Origin of the sequence: Bacillus sp. FSL E2-8887, assembly GCF_038007205.1 — a bacterium.
Taxonomy (GTDB): Bacteria; Bacillota; Bacilli; order Bacillales; family Bacillaceae_G; genus Bacillus_A; species Bacillus_A mycoides.
Genome location: NZ_JBBOWS010000001.1, coordinates 1,802,648 through 1,820,193, shown reverse-complemented (window position 1 = coordinate 1,820,193; position 17,546 = coordinate 1,802,648). Strand labels below are relative to the sequence as shown.

General features: G+C 35.9%; 16 protein-coding genes. 3 read left to right on the top strand and 13 right to left on the bottom strand.

Annotation, left to right across the window (positions count from 1 at the left end; genetic code table 11):
- Nucleotides 1–75: 75 nt before the first annotated feature.
- The 9 genes from NSQ08_RS09115 to moaA all read right to left on the bottom strand — a co-directional run bounded on the left by NSQ08_RS09115 (nucleotide 76) and on the right by moaA (nucleotide 8,154).
- Complete coding sequence (locus tag NSQ08_RS09115; RefSeq protein WP_243514723.1) at nucleotides 76–993, bottom strand: AEC family transporter; 918 nt, start codon at nucleotides 991–993, stop codon at nucleotides 76–78.
- 85 nt (nucleotides 994–1,078) lie between these two features.
- Nucleotides 1,079–1,822 (bottom strand): amidohydrolase family protein, encoded by a 744-nt coding sequence (locus tag NSQ08_RS09110; RefSeq protein ID WP_002189422.1) that lies wholly within the window; start codon nucleotides 1,820–1,822, stop codon nucleotides 1,079–1,081.
- 494 nt (nucleotides 1,823–2,316) lie between these two features.
- Nucleotides 2,317–2,514: a PspC domain-containing protein gene (locus NSQ08_RS09105; RefSeq protein ID WP_000737853.1), complete on the bottom strand. Its 198-nt coding sequence runs from the start codon at nucleotides 2,512–2,514 to the stop codon at nucleotides 2,317–2,319.
- Between the two features lie 267 nt (nucleotides 2,515–2,781).
- A complete protein-coding gene (gene narK, locus NSQ08_RS09100) occupies nucleotides 2,782–3,951 on the bottom strand; it encodes a nitrate transporter NarK (protein WP_002031603.1) in 1,170 nt (389 codons plus the stop codon).
- Between the two features lie 80 nt (nucleotides 3,952–4,031).
- On the bottom strand, nucleotides 4,032–4,265 hold the full coding sequence (gene moaD, locus NSQ08_RS09095) for a molybdopterin converting factor subunit 1 (RefSeq protein ID WP_002127098.1): 234 nt from the start codon (nucleotides 4,263–4,265) through the stop codon (nucleotides 4,032–4,034).
- Nucleotides 4,262–4,732, bottom strand: a complete 471-nt coding sequence (locus tag NSQ08_RS09090; protein WP_002031600.1) for a molybdenum cofactor biosynthesis protein MoaE — start codon at nucleotides 4,730–4,732, stop codon at nucleotides 4,262–4,264. The genes moaD and NSQ08_RS09090 overlap by 4 nt, the downstream gene beginning before the upstream one ends.
- A gap of 44 nt (nucleotides 4,733–4,776) precedes the next feature.
- The gene (locus NSQ08_RS09085) at nucleotides 4,777–6,066 is read right to left on the bottom strand and encodes a molybdopterin molybdotransferase MoeA (protein WP_002031599.1); all 1,290 of its coding nucleotides are present in this window, start codon (nucleotides 6,064–6,066) and stop codon (nucleotides 4,777–4,779) included.
- 43 nt (nucleotides 6,067–6,109) lie between these two features.
- Nucleotides 6,110–7,123, bottom strand: coding sequence for a molybdopterin-synthase adenylyltransferase MoeB (locus NSQ08_RS09080; RefSeq protein WP_340773716.1), 1,014 nt, complete (start codon nucleotides 7,121–7,123; stop codon nucleotides 6,110–6,112).
- Between the two features lie 17 nt (nucleotides 7,124–7,140).
- The gene (moaA, locus tag NSQ08_RS09075; RefSeq protein WP_002141458.1) at nucleotides 7,141–8,154 is read right to left on the bottom strand and encodes a GTP 3',8-cyclase MoaA; all 1,014 of its coding nucleotides are present in this window, start codon (nucleotides 8,152–8,154) and stop codon (nucleotides 7,141–7,143) included.
- A 376-nt stretch (nucleotides 8,155–8,530) separates the two neighbouring features.
- Between moaA and NSQ08_RS09070 the strand changes: the two genes are divergently transcribed.
- On the top strand, nucleotides 8,531–9,223 hold the full coding sequence (locus NSQ08_RS09070) for a Crp/Fnr family transcriptional regulator (RefSeq protein WP_002189419.1): 693 nt from the start codon (nucleotides 8,531–8,533) through the stop codon (nucleotides 9,221–9,223).
- A gap of 118 nt (nucleotides 9,224–9,341) precedes the next feature.
- Here the strand turns inward: NSQ08_RS09070 and narI are convergent, their stop codons facing one another.
- The 4 genes from narI to NSQ08_RS09050 are packed head-to-tail and all read right to left on the bottom strand — an operon-like array spanning nucleotide 9,342 to nucleotide 15,747.
- The gene (narI, locus tag NSQ08_RS09065) at nucleotides 9,342–10,031 is read right to left on the bottom strand and encodes a respiratory nitrate reductase subunit gamma (RefSeq protein WP_340773706.1); all 690 of its coding nucleotides are present in this window, start codon (nucleotides 10,029–10,031) and stop codon (nucleotides 9,342–9,344) included.
- Nucleotides 10,032–10,048: 17 nt separating this feature from the next.
- Nucleotides 10,049–10,579, bottom strand: a complete 531-nt coding sequence (narJ, locus tag NSQ08_RS09060) for a nitrate reductase molybdenum cofactor assembly chaperone (protein ID WP_002031591.1) — start codon at nucleotides 10,577–10,579, stop codon at nucleotides 10,049–10,051.
- 19 nt (nucleotides 10,580–10,598) lie between these two features.
- Nucleotides 10,599–12,074, bottom strand: coding sequence for a nitrate reductase subunit beta (gene narH, locus NSQ08_RS09055; protein WP_002141456.1), 1,476 nt, complete (start codon nucleotides 12,072–12,074; stop codon nucleotides 10,599–10,601).
- Nucleotides 12,064–15,747 carry a nitrate reductase subunit alpha gene (locus NSQ08_RS09050; protein ID WP_002189418.1) on the bottom strand — a complete coding sequence of 1,228 codons (3,684 nt, stop codon included), beginning with the start codon at nucleotides 15,745–15,747 and terminating at the stop codon, nucleotides 12,064–12,066. Before NSQ08_RS09050 ends, narH begins: the two co-directional genes overlap by 11 nt.
- Before the next feature lie 476 nt (nucleotides 15,748–16,223).
- On the opposite strand from NSQ08_RS09050, the gene NSQ08_RS09045 reads away from it, so the two are divergent.
- Together NSQ08_RS09045 and NSQ08_RS09040 are read left to right on the top strand one after the other, a co-directional pair.
- Nucleotides 16,224–16,724 carry a hypothetical protein gene (locus NSQ08_RS09045; RefSeq protein WP_002031586.1) on the top strand — a complete coding sequence of 167 codons (501 nt, stop codon included), beginning with the start codon at nucleotides 16,224–16,226 and terminating at the stop codon, nucleotides 16,722–16,724.
- Nucleotides 16,725–16,841: 117 nt separating this feature from the next.
- Nucleotides 16,842–17,183 carry a hypothetical protein gene (locus NSQ08_RS09040; protein WP_002031584.1) on the top strand — a complete coding sequence of 114 codons (342 nt, stop codon included), beginning with the start codon at nucleotides 16,842–16,844 and terminating at the stop codon, nucleotides 17,181–17,183.
- Nucleotides 17,184–17,546: the final 363 nt, after the last annotated feature.

Here is a 17,546-nt window from a genome sequence, read left to right as displayed (position 1 = left end):
CTGTTTTCTTCTCATATCGATGGGATTTCCGTCCATCATTTACCGCCTCAAATCTATCCGTTTTTGCACGTATATTCAAAACAAAATATATGACACATAAATAACGACAGTTACTGTAATAATGCTGAAAAGTGTTGAAAATAAAACGATTTGTGCATGTAGTTCAGGCTCTATTTGATACTCCATAGCAATAGTTGCTGTATTTCTTGAAGTAGGAAAAGAACTTGCAATAAATAATGATTGTGCAACAATACCATCAATGTTTAGTAGGTATATCATGGCAAGTGCTAATAATGGTCCCATCAATAATCTTCCAATTAAAGCCCATGTTATGACTCGATGGAAAAAATTAAGCTTAATGTTGGATAATTGCGCTCCTAGCAATATGAGTGCTATTGCAACAAAACTATTCGCAAGCTGATTAAGAGGTAGAAAGATAGAATTAGGTATTTGAATTGTAAAAGATTGAAAGAGAACCCCTAATATGAGTGCATGAAATACAGGCAGTCTTAGAAATGATTGAATAATACTTCCGATTGTTTTTGTTGCTGATAGTAAGTTATATATCCCGTATGAATAAGTTAAAAGATTCTGGAAAATCACAATGAAAATCTGAATGGAAACCCCCACTGGATTGTGACTGAAAATCAATTGACTTACTGGTAATCCATAATTACCGGAATTCATTAACGAAATGCTATTTTTTAGAGCTGCACTTTCTCCTTTTTCTAACTTTAATGTTTTTGAAATGAAATGACTTACTATCATCACACTCAGACTGTAAAGTATTAAATAGTATATTATCTGGAGCAACAAACCTGTTTCTATACTAATATCATATATATTCACAAATACAGCCGCTGGCATCAAGCAATAAGTAATAAGTGTAGATAGCTGCTTTAAGTTAAATTGGAACTTTCTTTGTAAGATTGCACCAATTAGAATCAATATTAATATTGGTAATATCACGTCTAATATAATAAAAACAAACATTTAATACCCCATTCTAAATACATTATAGTTGGATTAAACTCTTTACTAAATATGGATACAGTTAATTCAAATGTAGCCCCTGACGCTACCCAAAATACCATTTGAAAGCATTCGTATACAGGATTTTATCGGTAGCTTGTTCATCAAATAGCTGTTGAATCAATTTGATATCTCCATACTCAAAAGGTCTTTTTGCTCTTGTAGATGGTAAATCTGTTCCAAACATAAGTGCATCTGGGTTAACTTCATAAATCGACTTTAAGGCATTCTCAACATCTAATTCGACACGACCAAAACCAGTAGCTTTCACATGTACCCCTTTATCAACTAGTTTTAATAAATATGGTAAACCTTCTTCTGATAACCCTAAATGGTCAATTGATATAGCTGGTAATTTTTCTATAGTGGATGCAATTTCGGGCAACTCTTTTGCATCCATATAAAGCTCACTATGCCATCCTACTAAATCATGAACTCTTCTAGCAAAGTAATCCAGCTTCGATAAATCTTCTGAACCACCTCTTTTAATATTAAAGCGTAATGCTTTTACCCCATTTTCATTTAAATTTAGTATTTCTTCATCCGTCACTGTAAAAGGTAATTGTGTTACGCCACAAAATGTTGAACCCAACTGTTTTAGTGCCTTTAATAAATATTCTTGATCAAACCCTTGGAAAGAACCAGATACGATCGCTCCACCAATTACATTCAAATTAGGAGTTTCATTCTGATAATCTTCTACAACAAAGTTGGGTGGAAAATACCCTTGGTTCTCAATAATCGGAAAATTAAAATCAATAATATGAAAATGTGCATCAAAAATTCTCATTTCATTTCCCTCCCCTCTCTTTTCTTTAACATATCAAATATGACTCATAAAGAAAATTATGGATTATTTATACAAATTCATAATTTTATCTTATCGACCTAAACTTTATTCTTTATTTTAAGTGTACTTTTTCACAATATCCATTAGCCTTACGAAAAAATCTGGCCCTAAAAAATATGAAGTTTTTTCTTGTTATAAATACCGTCATATGTTTTGGAATTTCAGAATATTTAAATCCACCAATATATTTTTATACAGATTAATAGATATCCTTTAGAAAGGAGCGACTATTTATCGATTCGTTAGCGATCAATAGTCATCGTTTAATTCAAAAGTTATTATTTTCGTTCTCGATATATTCCGAATGTTTTATGAGGATTTTTCGTTTGTTCATTTCAGTCTTATAACAATCGTACTGTTGCTTTTACTTTGGAAACTTTCAATAGACAAAAAACAGAGTTCTCGATTGTGGAATTAGATTTAAGTTCATACATTTATCTCTTAATATCTTTATCTGTAGGTAAAACAATTGCAGCTATTATATAAAGTAACACCGTAAATCCACTAGTAAAAAAGGCTGATAATGCAGTGACTATGCGAAGGATACTTACATCAATTCCATACTTATCGCTTAAGCCACCTAATACACCTGATACTTGTTTATCTTGAGTGGACTTATATAATTTTTTCATCTAAACACCCCGATCCAATTAAGTATTTGTATGCTAAAAATTAGTTCTATCTTCGGAAGAGATTTAAACTTTCTTTAACTAACCCTTTAATTGAATAACATCTGATATCTATATTTTAACATAAAATTCCATAAAACTTCTGTTTTTCATTTTTAAACCACATTATTTTAGAATACAAGTGTTTGTTAAGTTAGCAATAAAAAACATATCGAAGCCTATTACTAAAAGAACCCTCCTAGATTACTTTAGGAGGGTTCTTTTTCTTTATTAATGATTCTTTAACATCACTAACAGCTTCTCTTGGCTATACATCCATACTGTAATGATTAAACAAGCAAGAGCGACTTCTGATAACGCCATAAATCCAATTGCATAATGACCTGTTAGTTGGAATAGTAACGTTAAAATTAATGGTGGGAAGAACCCTCCTAATCCACCTAAAGCTGACACAACCCCATTTACAATCCCTGCTTGCTCAGAGAAGTACATTGGAACAAGCTTAAAGATTGTGCCATTTCCAATACCTGCACAGAATGCGACTAGTAAGCAACCAAACGTATACACGTTCATACTAGGCATGAATGATAAAACAATACCAGATAGTGTTAAGCCGATAAATACGAAGATTAATATTTTAAATGGATTAAATTTATCACCGAGCCAACCACCAATCGGGCGCATCATTGTTGCTAATACGATGAATCCAGCTGTCCGCATGCCTGCATCTACTTTCTCTAATCCGAAGTGAGATACTAAAAAGTTTGGTAAATATACTGTAAATGCAACAAATGATCCGAAAGTTAAAAAATAAAAGATACATAGAAACCAAAGTTTTTCATTTTTATATACACCTTTTATTTGTTCCATTAATGGTGTATTCACCTTTTTTTCCTTACGATCGCCTAATAAAAAGTTCATAAGTGCAAATGCTGCAAGTAAAACTAAATAACACTGTACTGTTGTTCTCCAGCCAACTGATGTCGCAATTACAGGTGCTAAAAATGAAGTAATTGCTGTTCCAGCGTTACCCACACCGTAAATACCATTTACAAAACCGTGACTCTCTTTCGGGAAGTATTTCGGTAGAGAAGTTACTCCTACAGAGAATACAGCACCACCAATCCCTACAAATAATCCACCAATAATTAAATCCATCATAGAATTGGCAACACTAATGTAAAAGACAGGGAATAATAAAAGTATAAAACTAATAAAGAACAATTTTCTTGCTCCGTAACGATTTGTCCAATAACCAATTGGAATGCGAAGAATAGAACCTAAAATAACCGGTACTGCTGTGACCATAGAAATTTGTCCCGCAGTTAATGGAATATCCGCTTTAATATATGGCATTAATGATGATAAGATAACCCATACCATAAAACCGATAACTAGATTAGAAGTTTGTAAACTTAATTGAAAATTAGGACTTTTCACCTTGTTCCCTCCTATGTATGCATAGTTATATTCATTCTCTCCAGCCTAATCACGTCCTAACATGATTAGGCTGAAAAGAATCAACCACCACTTACTGGCGGAATCATTGCTACTACATCGCCAGTTTGAATAATGTCATCCTCATTTGCATACTCTTCATTTACGGCGACCATTATCTCGTTTGAAATCGCTACGCTGTATTTCTTAATGAGAACTTCCTTTAGTTCAGCAACCGTAATATTTTCACAATCTATGTACAAGGCCGGCTTACTTGCTTCTTCTTGCAAATGTGCAAATAATAGTACTTCAATCATGTTCTCATCTCCCTTTCAGGCTCACCATTTGCATATGCTATTTTCTCTAACTGATCACCTATCCATGACTCACCATCTTCCCAAAACTCTTTCTTCCAAATCGGAATAATTTGTTTTATACGCTCCATAATATATACGTTCGCCTCATAGGCTGCTTTCCGGTGTGGTGTTGAAACGGCGACAACAACAGCAAAATCAGAAATTTGCAATGTACCAATGCGATGTGTAATTGCTACATATGTCCCAGGCCACTTCTCTTCTACTTCATTACCAATTTTCTCAAGCTGTTTTTCCGCCATTGTTTTATATGCTACATACTCTAAATATAGCGTACGACGTCCTTTCGTAAATTCTCTGACGGTACCAATGAAAGTAGTAACCGCACCACACTCACACCGAATTACTTTGTTTGTAACTTCTTCAATTGAAATAGGTGTATCAATTACTTCATAATACGTATGTGTCATTTTGCACCTCTTACCTTTGTATAAATTAGCAATCTATTTTTCTATTACTTGTATGATCGAAGTGGTTCTTTCCACGGCCACTCACTTCCTATGTTCGATTCCAATAATAATACCGAAACAATTATTCCTGCTTCAAATCCTCTTGTTCCGCCCGGCAGGACGATAAATGCGTTCGCCTCTGCAAGTGAAGAAATTGCACTAGATTTATCTAAACCAACTGGTGTAGCTTGCAATTGGCCATCTACAATTTCTACTCTCCCTCTTACAAAACGAGTAAATGGGTTTGCTTTCGGAAAATCTTTCTGTAAAATCGCTTCTGCACGATATACATGCGGATCTTTTCTTTGCAAATATGTTCGAATAACTGGTCTAACATATAATTCACATCCGACATAACAAGCAGAGGGATTACCAGATAGACCAAATAATAGTTTTCCTTCTAGCTCAGCTACAGTTGTCACGCTTCCTGGTCGCATCGCTATTTTATTGAAAAGTACATTAGCTTGTAATCTCTCATAAATAGCAGGTAAATAATCGTAGTCTCCTACTGAAACGCCACCAGTTGTAATTAAAATATCGACTTCTTTTATTGCTCTTTTTACGGTCTCATAACACGTCTCTAAATCATCAGCAAATTGTCCATAATAGCGTACAATTCCACCTGCTCGCTCAATTTGAGCAGCAATCATATAGGAATTACTATTTCGAATCCTCCCCGATTTAAGCTGTTCATGTACTTCTAAAAGTTCACTTCCTGTCGCTACAATTCCAATAACCGGCTGTTTTACAACATGTACGGAACTATAACCAAACGTAGCAAGAAGCGCCGCTACTCCAGGGTTAATAGAAGTCCCTTTTTTCACAAGTATGGCATTTTGTTTTACATCTTCTCCTTTAAAAGAAATGTTATCACCAGCAGCAAAAGAGCGTTTTAATTTCATATAAGTCTTTTCTTTTTCTTCAAATCCTTCCGTTAGCTCTAACATAACAACCGCATTACATCCTGCTGGAATTGCAGCTCCTGTCATAATACGTACAGCTTGAAATGCTTTCACCTCTTCTCTAAAAACAGAACCTGCCCCGATCTCACCAATCACTTCAAACTGAATCGGGTTACTGCTATTTGCTTCTTTTGTATCTTCCGCTCGAATCGCAAATCCGTCGTACGGAGAGCGATCGAAATGCGGGACATCATGATCTGCAATAACATCTTCTCCAAGCATTCTACCGTAGCTGTCTATAAGAGAAACCTTTTCTATTTCACCTTGATGAGCATACTCCATTATGCGTGCAACTGCTTCTGCTACTGGAATTGGTTTACGTTTTTCTAGCATTCTTTTTTCACCTCGTTTTGATAAGGATAAACTCTCTTTCTGTTCATCCTATATATTTTGCGTATAATCGTTTTGCCATTTTTACATCATTTGTCCCATGAATAAATGCCCTACCGTCTGTAAATAAAACAAAACGATATTCATCTACTAGAAACGATAGTAAATATGGAGTTTTTTTGACACTCACGCTTTTTTGTAAGCGATTTCGAACTTCTTCTAAATTAAGAACTCGCTTTATCCCTGGACGGATTTGAACTGTATTCCGCCCGCATAGCACTTCAGTTTTCATCTGTGATCCAAATGTTAAATTTGGGTAAGTGCGTACATTCCCACAAGATGGACATGTACTTTTCTTCTGCCTATTTACTTTTAATGAGAGATATTGATTGTTCCAAATATCAAATGATAACATCGTTCCCCTTAGCGCCTGAAAATCATTCACCAATATTTTCATCGCTTCTGTCACTTGGTGAGCAACGACCATTTGTACAGCCGGCTGAATGATTCCTGCTGTATCACATGTTGCACCGCCCATAGGATGATCCATTAGGCAGCGAAAGCATGGTGTTTTCCCCGGAAGAATTGTATACGTTACACCGTAACTTCCAATGCATCCACCGTATATCCAAGGTATATTTTCTTTTTGCGAAATGTCATTTATAAGTAGACGCGTATCGAAATTGTCAGTCGCATCTAATATAAGATCCACTTCTTTTGTTAACTCTTCTATTTCTTGCATTGTGACATCCGTTACAATTGGTACAATTTCTACTTCAGAATTAATCTTTCTTAAATGTTCTGCCGCTGCAATTGCTTTTGGTTTACACTGCTGTGCATCTTCTTCTGTATATAACTGTTGCCGCTGTAAATTACTCCATTCGACGTAGTCACGGTCAGCAATTGTCAATTTCCCAATCCCCATCCTAACGAGCGCTTCCGCATTTGCAGCTCCTAGTGCACCCGCACCGATTAGGAGGACATGTTTTTTTCTTATTTTTCTTTGTCCCATTTCACCAATTCCAGAAAACAATACTTGCCTTGAATATCGCTCTTGCATAGGGAATCCTCCTTTCGCTATCCACCAATATAAGACATTTCAACTTTTGGACGTTTATTTGTACTTTCAGCCGTTCTTTCATCCGAATACCGATCTGTTCTGCACTCCCATGTATGTTGGAGAATTTTTAATAATGAAGCATCAGAAATATTTTCTCGAAGAAGCGTTCGCAAATCAGTTCCTTTCGTTCCAAATAAGCACGTAAAAAACTTACCGTCTGCCGAAATACGAGCTCTCGTACAAGAGGAACAAAAAGATTCAGAAACAGAAGTAATAAATCCAACTTCTGCATCGCTCCCTACATATCGATACAATTTCGCAACTTCTCCAAAGTAACGAGGTTTAACAGGCTCAATCGGATATACACGATTAATTTTCTCTATTAATTGTTCCTTCGTAATAACTTGTTCAAAGTTCCATCCGTTCGTACTGCCCACATCCATAAATTCGATAAAACGAAGCTGAATTTCTTGTTCTTTAAAATAACGAGCCATTAGAAGAATTTGACTATCATTCATCCCTTTTTTTACGACCATATTTACTTTTACTTCTAATCCAGCTGCTTTTGCTGCTTCAATTCCTTTCAATACAGGTTTTGTACTTACATTTCGTCCATTAATTTTTCGGAAGACATGATCTTCTATCGCATCTAAACTAATGTTTACACGTTTTAATCCCGCTTCTTTTAATGACCTTGCCTGTTTTGCTAAATGAATACCGTTTGTTGTGAGTCCAATATCCTTTAAGCCTTCTAGCTTTGTAAGCCTTGCAATTAACTTCGGTAAATCTTTACGCAATAAAGGTTCACCGCCAGTAAGTCTAATTTTATTAACACCCATACTTATAAATAATCTCGCTAACCTTTCTATTTCATCGAACGTTAATAAAAACTCTTCCTGTAAAAAAGCATAATCAGGTCCGAACACTTCAGCTGGCATACAGTACGTGCACCTAAAATTACAACGGTCAATAACTGAAATACGTAAATCTTGAAGTGGCCGCTCTAAAGAATCTTTCATCTTCTCGTGCATCTATATCCCTTCTTTTCTACTGCAATCATTAGTAAGCTTTCAATTTTTTTATTTGCCTTCATTATAAAAAAGAAGCTACATATTCAATGTGACTTTTCTCACATTACTTTCCCCATTCAAAAATTCTTCACAAATCCGTTCGAATTTTGTTCACATCTCTAGTCCCATTCTCTTTACATACTAAAATTTCTTAAACTAAAAAACTTATATTCGTATAATATAAACCCTTACTATAAGTAGCTTTTTAGACATTTAAGGTCGTTTTTCCTTACGGTCATTGAAATTTTACTTTATTTTCAAAAATATCTCTTGCAATTTCATCATGATTACATCCAAAATAAGAAATATACTGCTTATAAGAAGAAAGGTGATTGCTGTGGCAAACAGTACGGCATTATCCAAAGATTTAAAGGAGTTACTTTCATCTGTTGAATATAAAATGCAAATCAATAAGGGGAGTTTTATTTTTCAAGAAGGTATGGAAGCAACAGAAATTTATATCATTCACTCTGGAAAAGTGCAAATCAGTAAACTTAGTGCTGACGGACAAGAATTAACACTTCGCATTTGTTCACAAAATGATATTATTGGGGAATTAACATTGTTCACGGAAGATGCAAGGTATTTATTAAATTCAAAATGCCTTGAAGATGTTGAAGTAGGCGTTATAAAGCGTGAAGCCTTAGAAAAAGCATTACTCCAAAAACCCGCTCTTGTATTTGAATTTATGAAATGGATTAGTGAACATTTAAGAAGAATGCAAACGAAGTTCCGAGATCTAGTATTACACGGCAAAAAAGGTGCCCTATATTCTACTCTCATTCGAATGACAAATAGTTATGGTGTGTTAAAAGAAAATGGGATTCTCATCGATTTACCATTAACGAATCAAGAACTTGCAAATTTCTGTGCAACTTCGCGTGAAAGCGTAAATCGAATGTTAAATGATTTGAAAAAAAAAGGTACGATTTCTATTCATAAAGGAAAGATTACAATCCATGATTTACAATTTTTAAAATGTGAAATTGCTTGTGAAGATTGCTCTGCCTCTGTTTGTAGCATAGAGTAGCATCTTATTTAGATGCTACTCTTTTTCTCTTGCATACAGTTATTTCCTAAAAAAGACGAGGCCTTCCATTAGACCTCGTTTCATGTTAGTTGCTAACTTCTATTCGTTTACTGTGGCATTATTTTTTCAATTCATTAGGAATACGTCTTCTGTAAATCACATAACTACGGCTTAAGTATTTAATTGGGGCACTAAATACATGGACAAGTCTAGTAAATGGCCATACTGCGAATAGACCCATACCTGCAATTATATGAATTTTAAACCATACTGGTACTTCCATCATATATTCAACTTTCGGTTGGAAAATAAAGAGACTTCGGAACCACGGACCGATTGTTGTACGATAATCAAACCCTTTTGAGTCGATATTTAAAAAGGTTGAAGAAAGTCCCGCTAGCATTACGATTAGTAATAAAATAAGCGCAATATAATCTCCCCTTGTACTCGTTGCAATGATGCGTTTTACTGTTACACGGCGGTACGTTAATATAATTAAACCGATGATAGAAGCAACACCTGCCGGAAGTCCGAAACTAATTGCCATTATATGATACATATGCTCAGAAATACCTATTGAACGGTATACAGACTCTGGAATTAAAATCCCCATAACATGACCACCAATGACGAACATGACCCCAAAGTGGAATAATAGACTTCCGATTCGGAGCATTTTCTTTTCTAATAGTTCACTAGATTTTGACGTCCATCCAAATTGATCATAGTTGTATCTGAAAATATGTCCACCGATAAAGATTGCAAAAATGATATAGGGAAACAATACCCATAGAAATTGATCCATCATTTTGACAACTCTCCTTTCTAATTTGCCTGTACACCCCATGTATTGATAGCGAGTAGAACAGCGGCGAGAATTGGTTCATACATACAGTTTGCTTCTTTTAATTGCCCGTGCAACGCTTGTATATTTTCCGTGTATTTACTCATAATTGGTTCGCTATCTTTTTCATTCGCGTTTGCAAGAAACTCAAGTAGAAGCGGTAAATAATCAGGTAGTTCTTTATCTGTTACGTTAAAACCAGATTTTTGATAATGCTGTTTTAACTCTAATAATTCAATTCCACGCTCTCTTTGTTCACCTGTTTTCATGTAGGTAAGATACATATTTGTCTTCTTTCCAAAGTCGAATGTATAGACGTAAGAATCAATAAGTTGATTGTCTGTTTTATTTAGCGCTTCTTTTATAAATGTTGTAAGTGATGCTCTGATTTCTTCCTGTTCAATTTCTTGAATCTCTTCCTGTAATTCTAGTAAAGCTTCCCTCCAACCTAGTTCAGGATAGGAGAGAAGAAAAGAAGAACAAGAAAAAGCTGTTTGTAAACTTTGTTTCATAGTTTTCTGCCCCCTTTTTTTAAGAAATTGTCGTACAAGAGCCTGGCCCACCTGCGAAAGATAAACCACAACTTCCTTGCTCGCTATATAAATCTGCAACTTGTTCGCGGTGAGACGTCGGGATAACAAAGCGATCTTTATATTTCGCAATAGCAAGAAGACGATACATATCTTCTACATCTTCTTTCGTTAAACCGAGTTCTTTTAATACAGCTTCATTTGGTTCTTTATTAATTTGCAATGCTCTCATATGTGTTCGCATGACAGCCAATTTTTTCAATGTAAGACGAATATGTGATTCATCTCCTGCAGTGAGTAAATTCGCTAAATATTGAATTGGAATACGCATATTATCAATAGCAGGGAAAATCTCTTCTGCTTGCCAGTTACTACCTTTCCCCTCCACCATGTTCATAATTGGGCTAAGCGGCGGGATATACCAAACCATTGGCATTGTACGATACTCTGGATGAAGAGGTAGAGCGATTTTCCAATCGATAATCATTTTATAGATTGGCGACTGTTGTGCCGCTTTAATCCATTCTTCAGGAATCCCTTGTTTTTTCGCTTCAGCTGCTACTTCTGGATCATTTGGATCTAGGAAAACAGTAAGCTGAGATTCATATAAATCTTTTTCATTTTCAACAGAAGCCGCTTCTTTTACTTTGTCAGCGTCATATAGCATTACCCCAATATATCGAATACGTCCTACACATGTTTCAGAACAAATTGTTGGCATACCAGCTTCAATACGAGGGAAACACATTGTACATTTTTCAGCTTTATTTGTTTGCCAGTTAAAATATACTTTTTTATACGGACAAGACGATACACAAAATCTCCATGCACGACATGCATTTTGATCCACAAGAACAATCCCATCTTCCTCACGTTTATACATCGCACCCGATGGACAAGAAGAAACGCAAGATGGATTCATACAATGTTCGCAAATACGTGGTAAATACATCATAAAGACATTTTCAAAATCCGTTTTAATTCCTTCTTCCATTTTCTTGACGTTCGGATCTTGTAACCCTGTTATATGTCCGCCTGCTAAATCATCTTCCCAGTTTGGACCCCATTCAATTTTGTCGATAAATTCACCCGTAATTGCTGATTTCGGACGAGCAACTGGTTGATGCTTACGCTGTGGGCTATTTGTTAATGTTTCATAATCATAATTCCAAGGTTCAAAGTAATCATCAATTGTTGGCTGATCTGGATTGTGGAAAATATTCATAAGACGCTTCATTTTCGAACCGGATTTCAGCTGAATTTCACCATTTTTCAATTCCCAGCCGCCTTTGTATTTCTCCTGATTTTCCCATTGTTTCGGATAACCAATTCCAGGTTTCGTTTCTACGTTATTGAAGTACATATATTCAGCACCTGGACGATTCGTCCAGGTGTTTTTGCATGTTACGCTACAAGTGTGGCAGCCGATGCATTTATCTAAGTTCATTACCATTCCGACTTGCGCTTTAATCTTCAAGCCAATCTACCTCCTTCAGTTTACGGATTACAACGTTTAAGTCACGCTGGTTCCCAGTCGGACCATAATAGTTAAATCCATAGCTTAATTGGCCATATCCACCAATCATATGTGTTGGTTTAACGTGAATACGGGTTGGACTATTATGTGTTCCCCCGCGGGTGCTTGTTAATTTCGTACCAGGCACGTTAATGTGACGATCTTGCGCATGGTGCATAAATGCCATCCCCCTCGGTATACGGTGTGTTACAACAGCACGTGCTACGACTACGCCGTTACGGTTAAAGCATTCAATCCAATCATTATCAGCAACACCAGCTTCATTCGCATCATCTTTATTCATCCAAACAGTTGGACCACCTCTAAACAGCGTTAACATTGGCAATGAATCGAAGTACATACTATGAATCGACCACTTATTATGCGGTGTTAAATAGTTTAGTGTAATTTCTTTCCCTTCTACTTCAGGGCGTGATTTACGGAATGGTTTATGTTGCAGTATTGGTTTAAATGTTGCCATCGTTTCGCCAAATTCTTTCATCATGTCGTGATCTAAGTAGAAAGATTGTCGACCAGTTATCGTTCTCCAAGGGATGAGACGTTCAACATTTGTTGTAAATGGTGAGTAACGGCGTCCACCTTTTTCAGAACCCGTAAAGGCCGGAGAAGTAATTACTGTTTTAGGCTGCGCTGTAATTTGTTCAAATGTGAAGCATTCTTCTTCACGTTCTTCTGCTAAGTCACGTAGTTTTAAATCGGTTTGTTTTTCAAGCGCTTCCCATGCTTTTACCGCCATATGACCGTTTGTTGTAGAAGAAAGTGTTAATACCGCCTCAGCAGCATTAATTGCTTCTTTTATGTCTGGGCATCCTTTCGCAATAGAATCCGTTCGAACAACTCCTAATCGACTCTTTAATTGCTCATATTCTTTTTCTGCCGACCAAGAAATCCCTTTCGTACCAATCGGTTGTTTTCCGGTATTTGGTCCAAGCGCTGTCATCTTGTCATAAATCGTTTTATAATCCCTTTCGACAACATGAATTTGCGGCATTGTTTTACCTGGGATCGGTTCACACTCACCTTTGCTCCAGTCTTTAATCTTACCAAGTGGTTGTGCTAATTCTTGCGGTGTATCGTGAAGAAGTGGTGTTGCAACAACTTCTTTCATTGGTTCAAGATCGATTTTCTTCGCTAAATCTGACACAGCTTTAGAAAGAGAGGTGAAAATATCCCAGTCAGAGCGTGCTTCCCACGGTGAACCGATTGCTGGATTAAATGGATGCACAAATGGATGCATATCCGTACTGCTTAAATCATGCTTTTCATACCAAGTTGAAGCAGGTAAGACGATATCAGAATAAAGCGCCGTTCCAGCCATACGGAAATCTAAATTAATGAGTAAATCTAACTTCCCTTCAGGTGCATCTTCATGCCACTTAATTTCTTCTGGTCTTAATGAGTCACTATCGTCATTCATTAATCCGTTTGTTGTACCTAATAAATGTTTTAAGAAATATTCGTGTCCTTTACCGGAACTTGAAATTAAGTTTGCACGCCATACGAATAAGTTACGCGGGAAGTTGTTTTTATTATCTGGGTCTTCAATCGCAAATTTCAGTTCTTTTTCTTTTAATTTTTGTGCAACGTATTTTCCGATTTCTTCTTGTGTTGTTGCACCAGCAGCAACAGCTTCTTTATATAATTCAATTCCATTCTTCTCGAATGTTGGATATGAAGGCAACCAGCCAAGTCGTGCTGCTAATACATTGTAATCACCGTGATGTTGATAACGAGAGTTGCCCTCAACTGGTGATGCTAAATGTCCAACAGGTGTATCTTCATAGCGCCATTGATCTGTTACGAAATAGAAGAAAGATGTACCGTTTTGTAATTTCGGTGGCCCCTGCCAATCTTTCGCCATCGCGATTGTTTGCCATCCTTCTGCTGGTCGTAATTTTTCTTGACCAACATAATGTGCCCAACCGCCGCCGTTTACACCTTGTGCCCCAACGAGAAGAACAAGATTTAAAACTGCGCGATAAATCGTATCAGAGTTAAACCAATGGTTAATACCAGCTCCCATAATAATCATCGAGCGGCCATTCGTATCAACTGCATTTTGCGCGAACTCACGAGCAATTTGAATAATAAGCTCTCGTTTTACTCCAGTCATTTTCTCTTGCCATGCAGGTGTAAACGGTACATCATCATTGAAATCTTTCGGTTCTTGCCCGCCAAGACCTCGGTTCACACCGTAATTTGCTAACGTTAAGTCATATACAGTTGTAACGAACACTTCGCCTTCTTCTGTCATAACTTTTTTCACTGGAATTGTACGTTCTAATATTGTATTTCCATCATCAGAGAAGTACGGAATTTGCACTGTTTCAACACTATCTTCCATTCCAAGTAAAGAAAGACGTGGATCAATCGTTTCACCTGTCTGTTCATCTTCTAAACGCAAGTTCCATTTCTTCTCGTTATCCCAACGTGATCCCATTGTGCCGTGAGGTGTTGCAAAATCTTTCGTGTTATCGTTCCAAAGAACAGGCTTCCATTCTCCTAACTTTGTTTCACGTCCAATATCAGTAGCATTTAAGAAACGATCAGCGACGAATTGATCTCCTTTTTCTTTCAATGTGACAAAGAAAGGAAAATCAGTATATTGCTTCGCATACTTTGTGAAGTATTCCACTTGATTATCTACGTAAAATTCTTGTAAGATCACATGCCCCATTGCCATCGCAAGCGCACCGTCTGTACCTTGTTTCACACTAATCCAATCATCCGCAAACTTAGTAGACTCGGCGAAGTCAGGACTTACAGAAACAACTTTCGTTCCTTTATATCGAACTTCGGCTAAAAAGTGTGCATCTGGCGTTCTCGTCATCGGTACGTTTGAACCCCATGTCATAATGTAACCAGAGTTATACCAGTCACTACTTTCTGGTACATCAGTTTGATCACCCCAAATTTGCGGAGAAGCTGGTGGTAAATCAGCATACCAATCATAAAAGCTAAGCATCGGTCCACCCATAAGTTGCATAAAACGGCTACCTGCAGCGTGACTTAACATCGACATTGCTGGAATTGGTGAAAAACCAACATTTCGGTCTGGACCGTATTTAATTACTGTGTATAGTAATGAAGCAGAAACGAGTTGTAATACTTCATCCCAATTCGCACGAATGAATCCCCCTTTACCACGCGCCTGCTTATACGTACGTGCTTTTTCAGGGTTTTCCACAATGCTTTTCCAAGCGTCTAGTGGTGACTCGTTATTTTGTAGTTCCTCTTGCCACATTTCCCAAAGCACACCACGTACATACGGATATTTCACACGAAGCGGACTGTAAATGTACCAAGAAAAACTCGCTCCACGCGGACATCCTCGTGGTTCAAAATCAGGCATATCAGGACCTGTTGTTGGATAGTTAAGCTCTTGACCCTCCCATGTTACAATTCCATCTTTCACATAAATGTTCCAGCTACAAGAACCAGTACAGTTCACACCGTGTGTAGAACGGATTACTTTATCATGCTGCCAACGCTTTCTGTACACATTTTCCCATTCACGATCTTCATATGTTTCTTGTGTATGATTATCGTTATAACGATCTATTGGTGAAAAATATTTTAAACGTCTCATTAATGCTGAAGGTTTCTTCTTCATACTGTTCACTCCTTTAGTACGTCTCTCTTACATACCCTTACTATAAAAGAGGTTGTAAAATACAGATGTGACATTTCGCACAGTTCAAGAGATTGTCAAAAATTCCGGAACAAATATAAAAAAGTGAAAATCTAATCATTGTGGAGGGTTCACATCCTTCACTGACTGTTAAATTACTTCCTTGCTTCTAGCAAAATTTAAGATGAAGTACAGATTATAATGAGCGTGCAAAAAATTTCTTATATAATAGCGGAAGTAATTTGGGAATAGTTAAATTTGATTTACCTAAATCGTAAGATAAGTTTATAAATGAAAATACAATACTTTCAATCCAACATACTAAGGGTAAATATCCTGAAAATAGTTGAACAAAAAACGCCAGGAAACCCATATGATTTGCCAGCAACTTGGATTGAATGAAGAGAAGAATACACCAGAATGGTAGGATATTAAGATAATAATAAAAGGAGTAGATTATGATATTAGAACCGCTTTATGCAGAAAACATTATAGTAGCCGTCATATATAAAAATGAGTTTAGGTGGTATGTAACAGATAAAGAACTATGGTTTTTAGATTATAATAAATTAGATAATGCATATAAAAATTTAGGTATAAGCATTGAAGATAATGATGAAACGGAAGAAAGAAATGGAATAAAAGTATTAGATCATGAAAATGTAGAAGTATTTTTAGTAAGGATTAATCAATATAAAACAACTAAAGAAGAATTAAATTATTTACTACTTGAAAATATTAAAAGGAAGAATGCAGTAGAAGATCTATTAGATTATAGTCCAGTCTTATTAATTAACTTTGATAATAAAATACTATATTCAATGTTTCCAGAACCGGCATCATACGAAAACTATGTTCCAAAAGATTGGATAGGTACATATGAAGATTTCACTGAACTCATACCTACATCAGAGAAATATTGGATAAATAAGTTTAATAACAATCTACTTTTACTATAAATGTAAGTAAGACAAGAGTAATGATAGTATAAGAATTTATTACCTTAATAGAGCTTATGAGATTAATAGAGAAGTAAATAGAGTCACTAAAGCCAGAAATAAAGGAGTAAAATAGTCATGAAATATCCATATAGTTTTGAAGTACTTAACAGTAGTGATTTAGTTATGAGACTTCCTCAAGAAATAAAACTTGTTGAAACTTTTTTAGGAATTGAAGTTTCAGCTTTTGGAGATTGGATTTTAGAAGAAATACATAGTGTTTTAAACGGAGAAAAAAATTATGTAGTAGTAAATGGCAACATTTGCGGTTTAGAAATCCGGAACGACACAACTACTGTGTTAGACAATTTAGCCGAAGATGGGAAAGGAGAATATTGTGAGATTGAAACAATGGAATTGGTAGAATTGATTCATATTTGGTTAAATAAACGAAAAGAATATAAAAAAGATAAAAAATAAAGGAGTGTAATAATTTAAATAGATGGCCTCTTCATGTGAAGCCGACTTTATTTTATTCATATATATTTTAATCATAAGGCGTATTAATATATGTTCCAAACTTTACGCGTAGGGTTTCCTACGCTATTTATTTTGCTCATTGAGGTCAATCTTTCCTGTCCTTCCCCTCTTCTACTTTTACCGACGATACTATTCTATATCAAAACGTATTTCACATAAAACGAGAAATCATTATTTACCATATTGCCCTTAGTTACGGAAACAATTATACTGGATGTAATCAGATAAATAATCTGAATATTCTTAGAATTAAAGATAAAAGTTTCACTACTTGCAAATAGAAAGATAAATTCTATTTTCCAC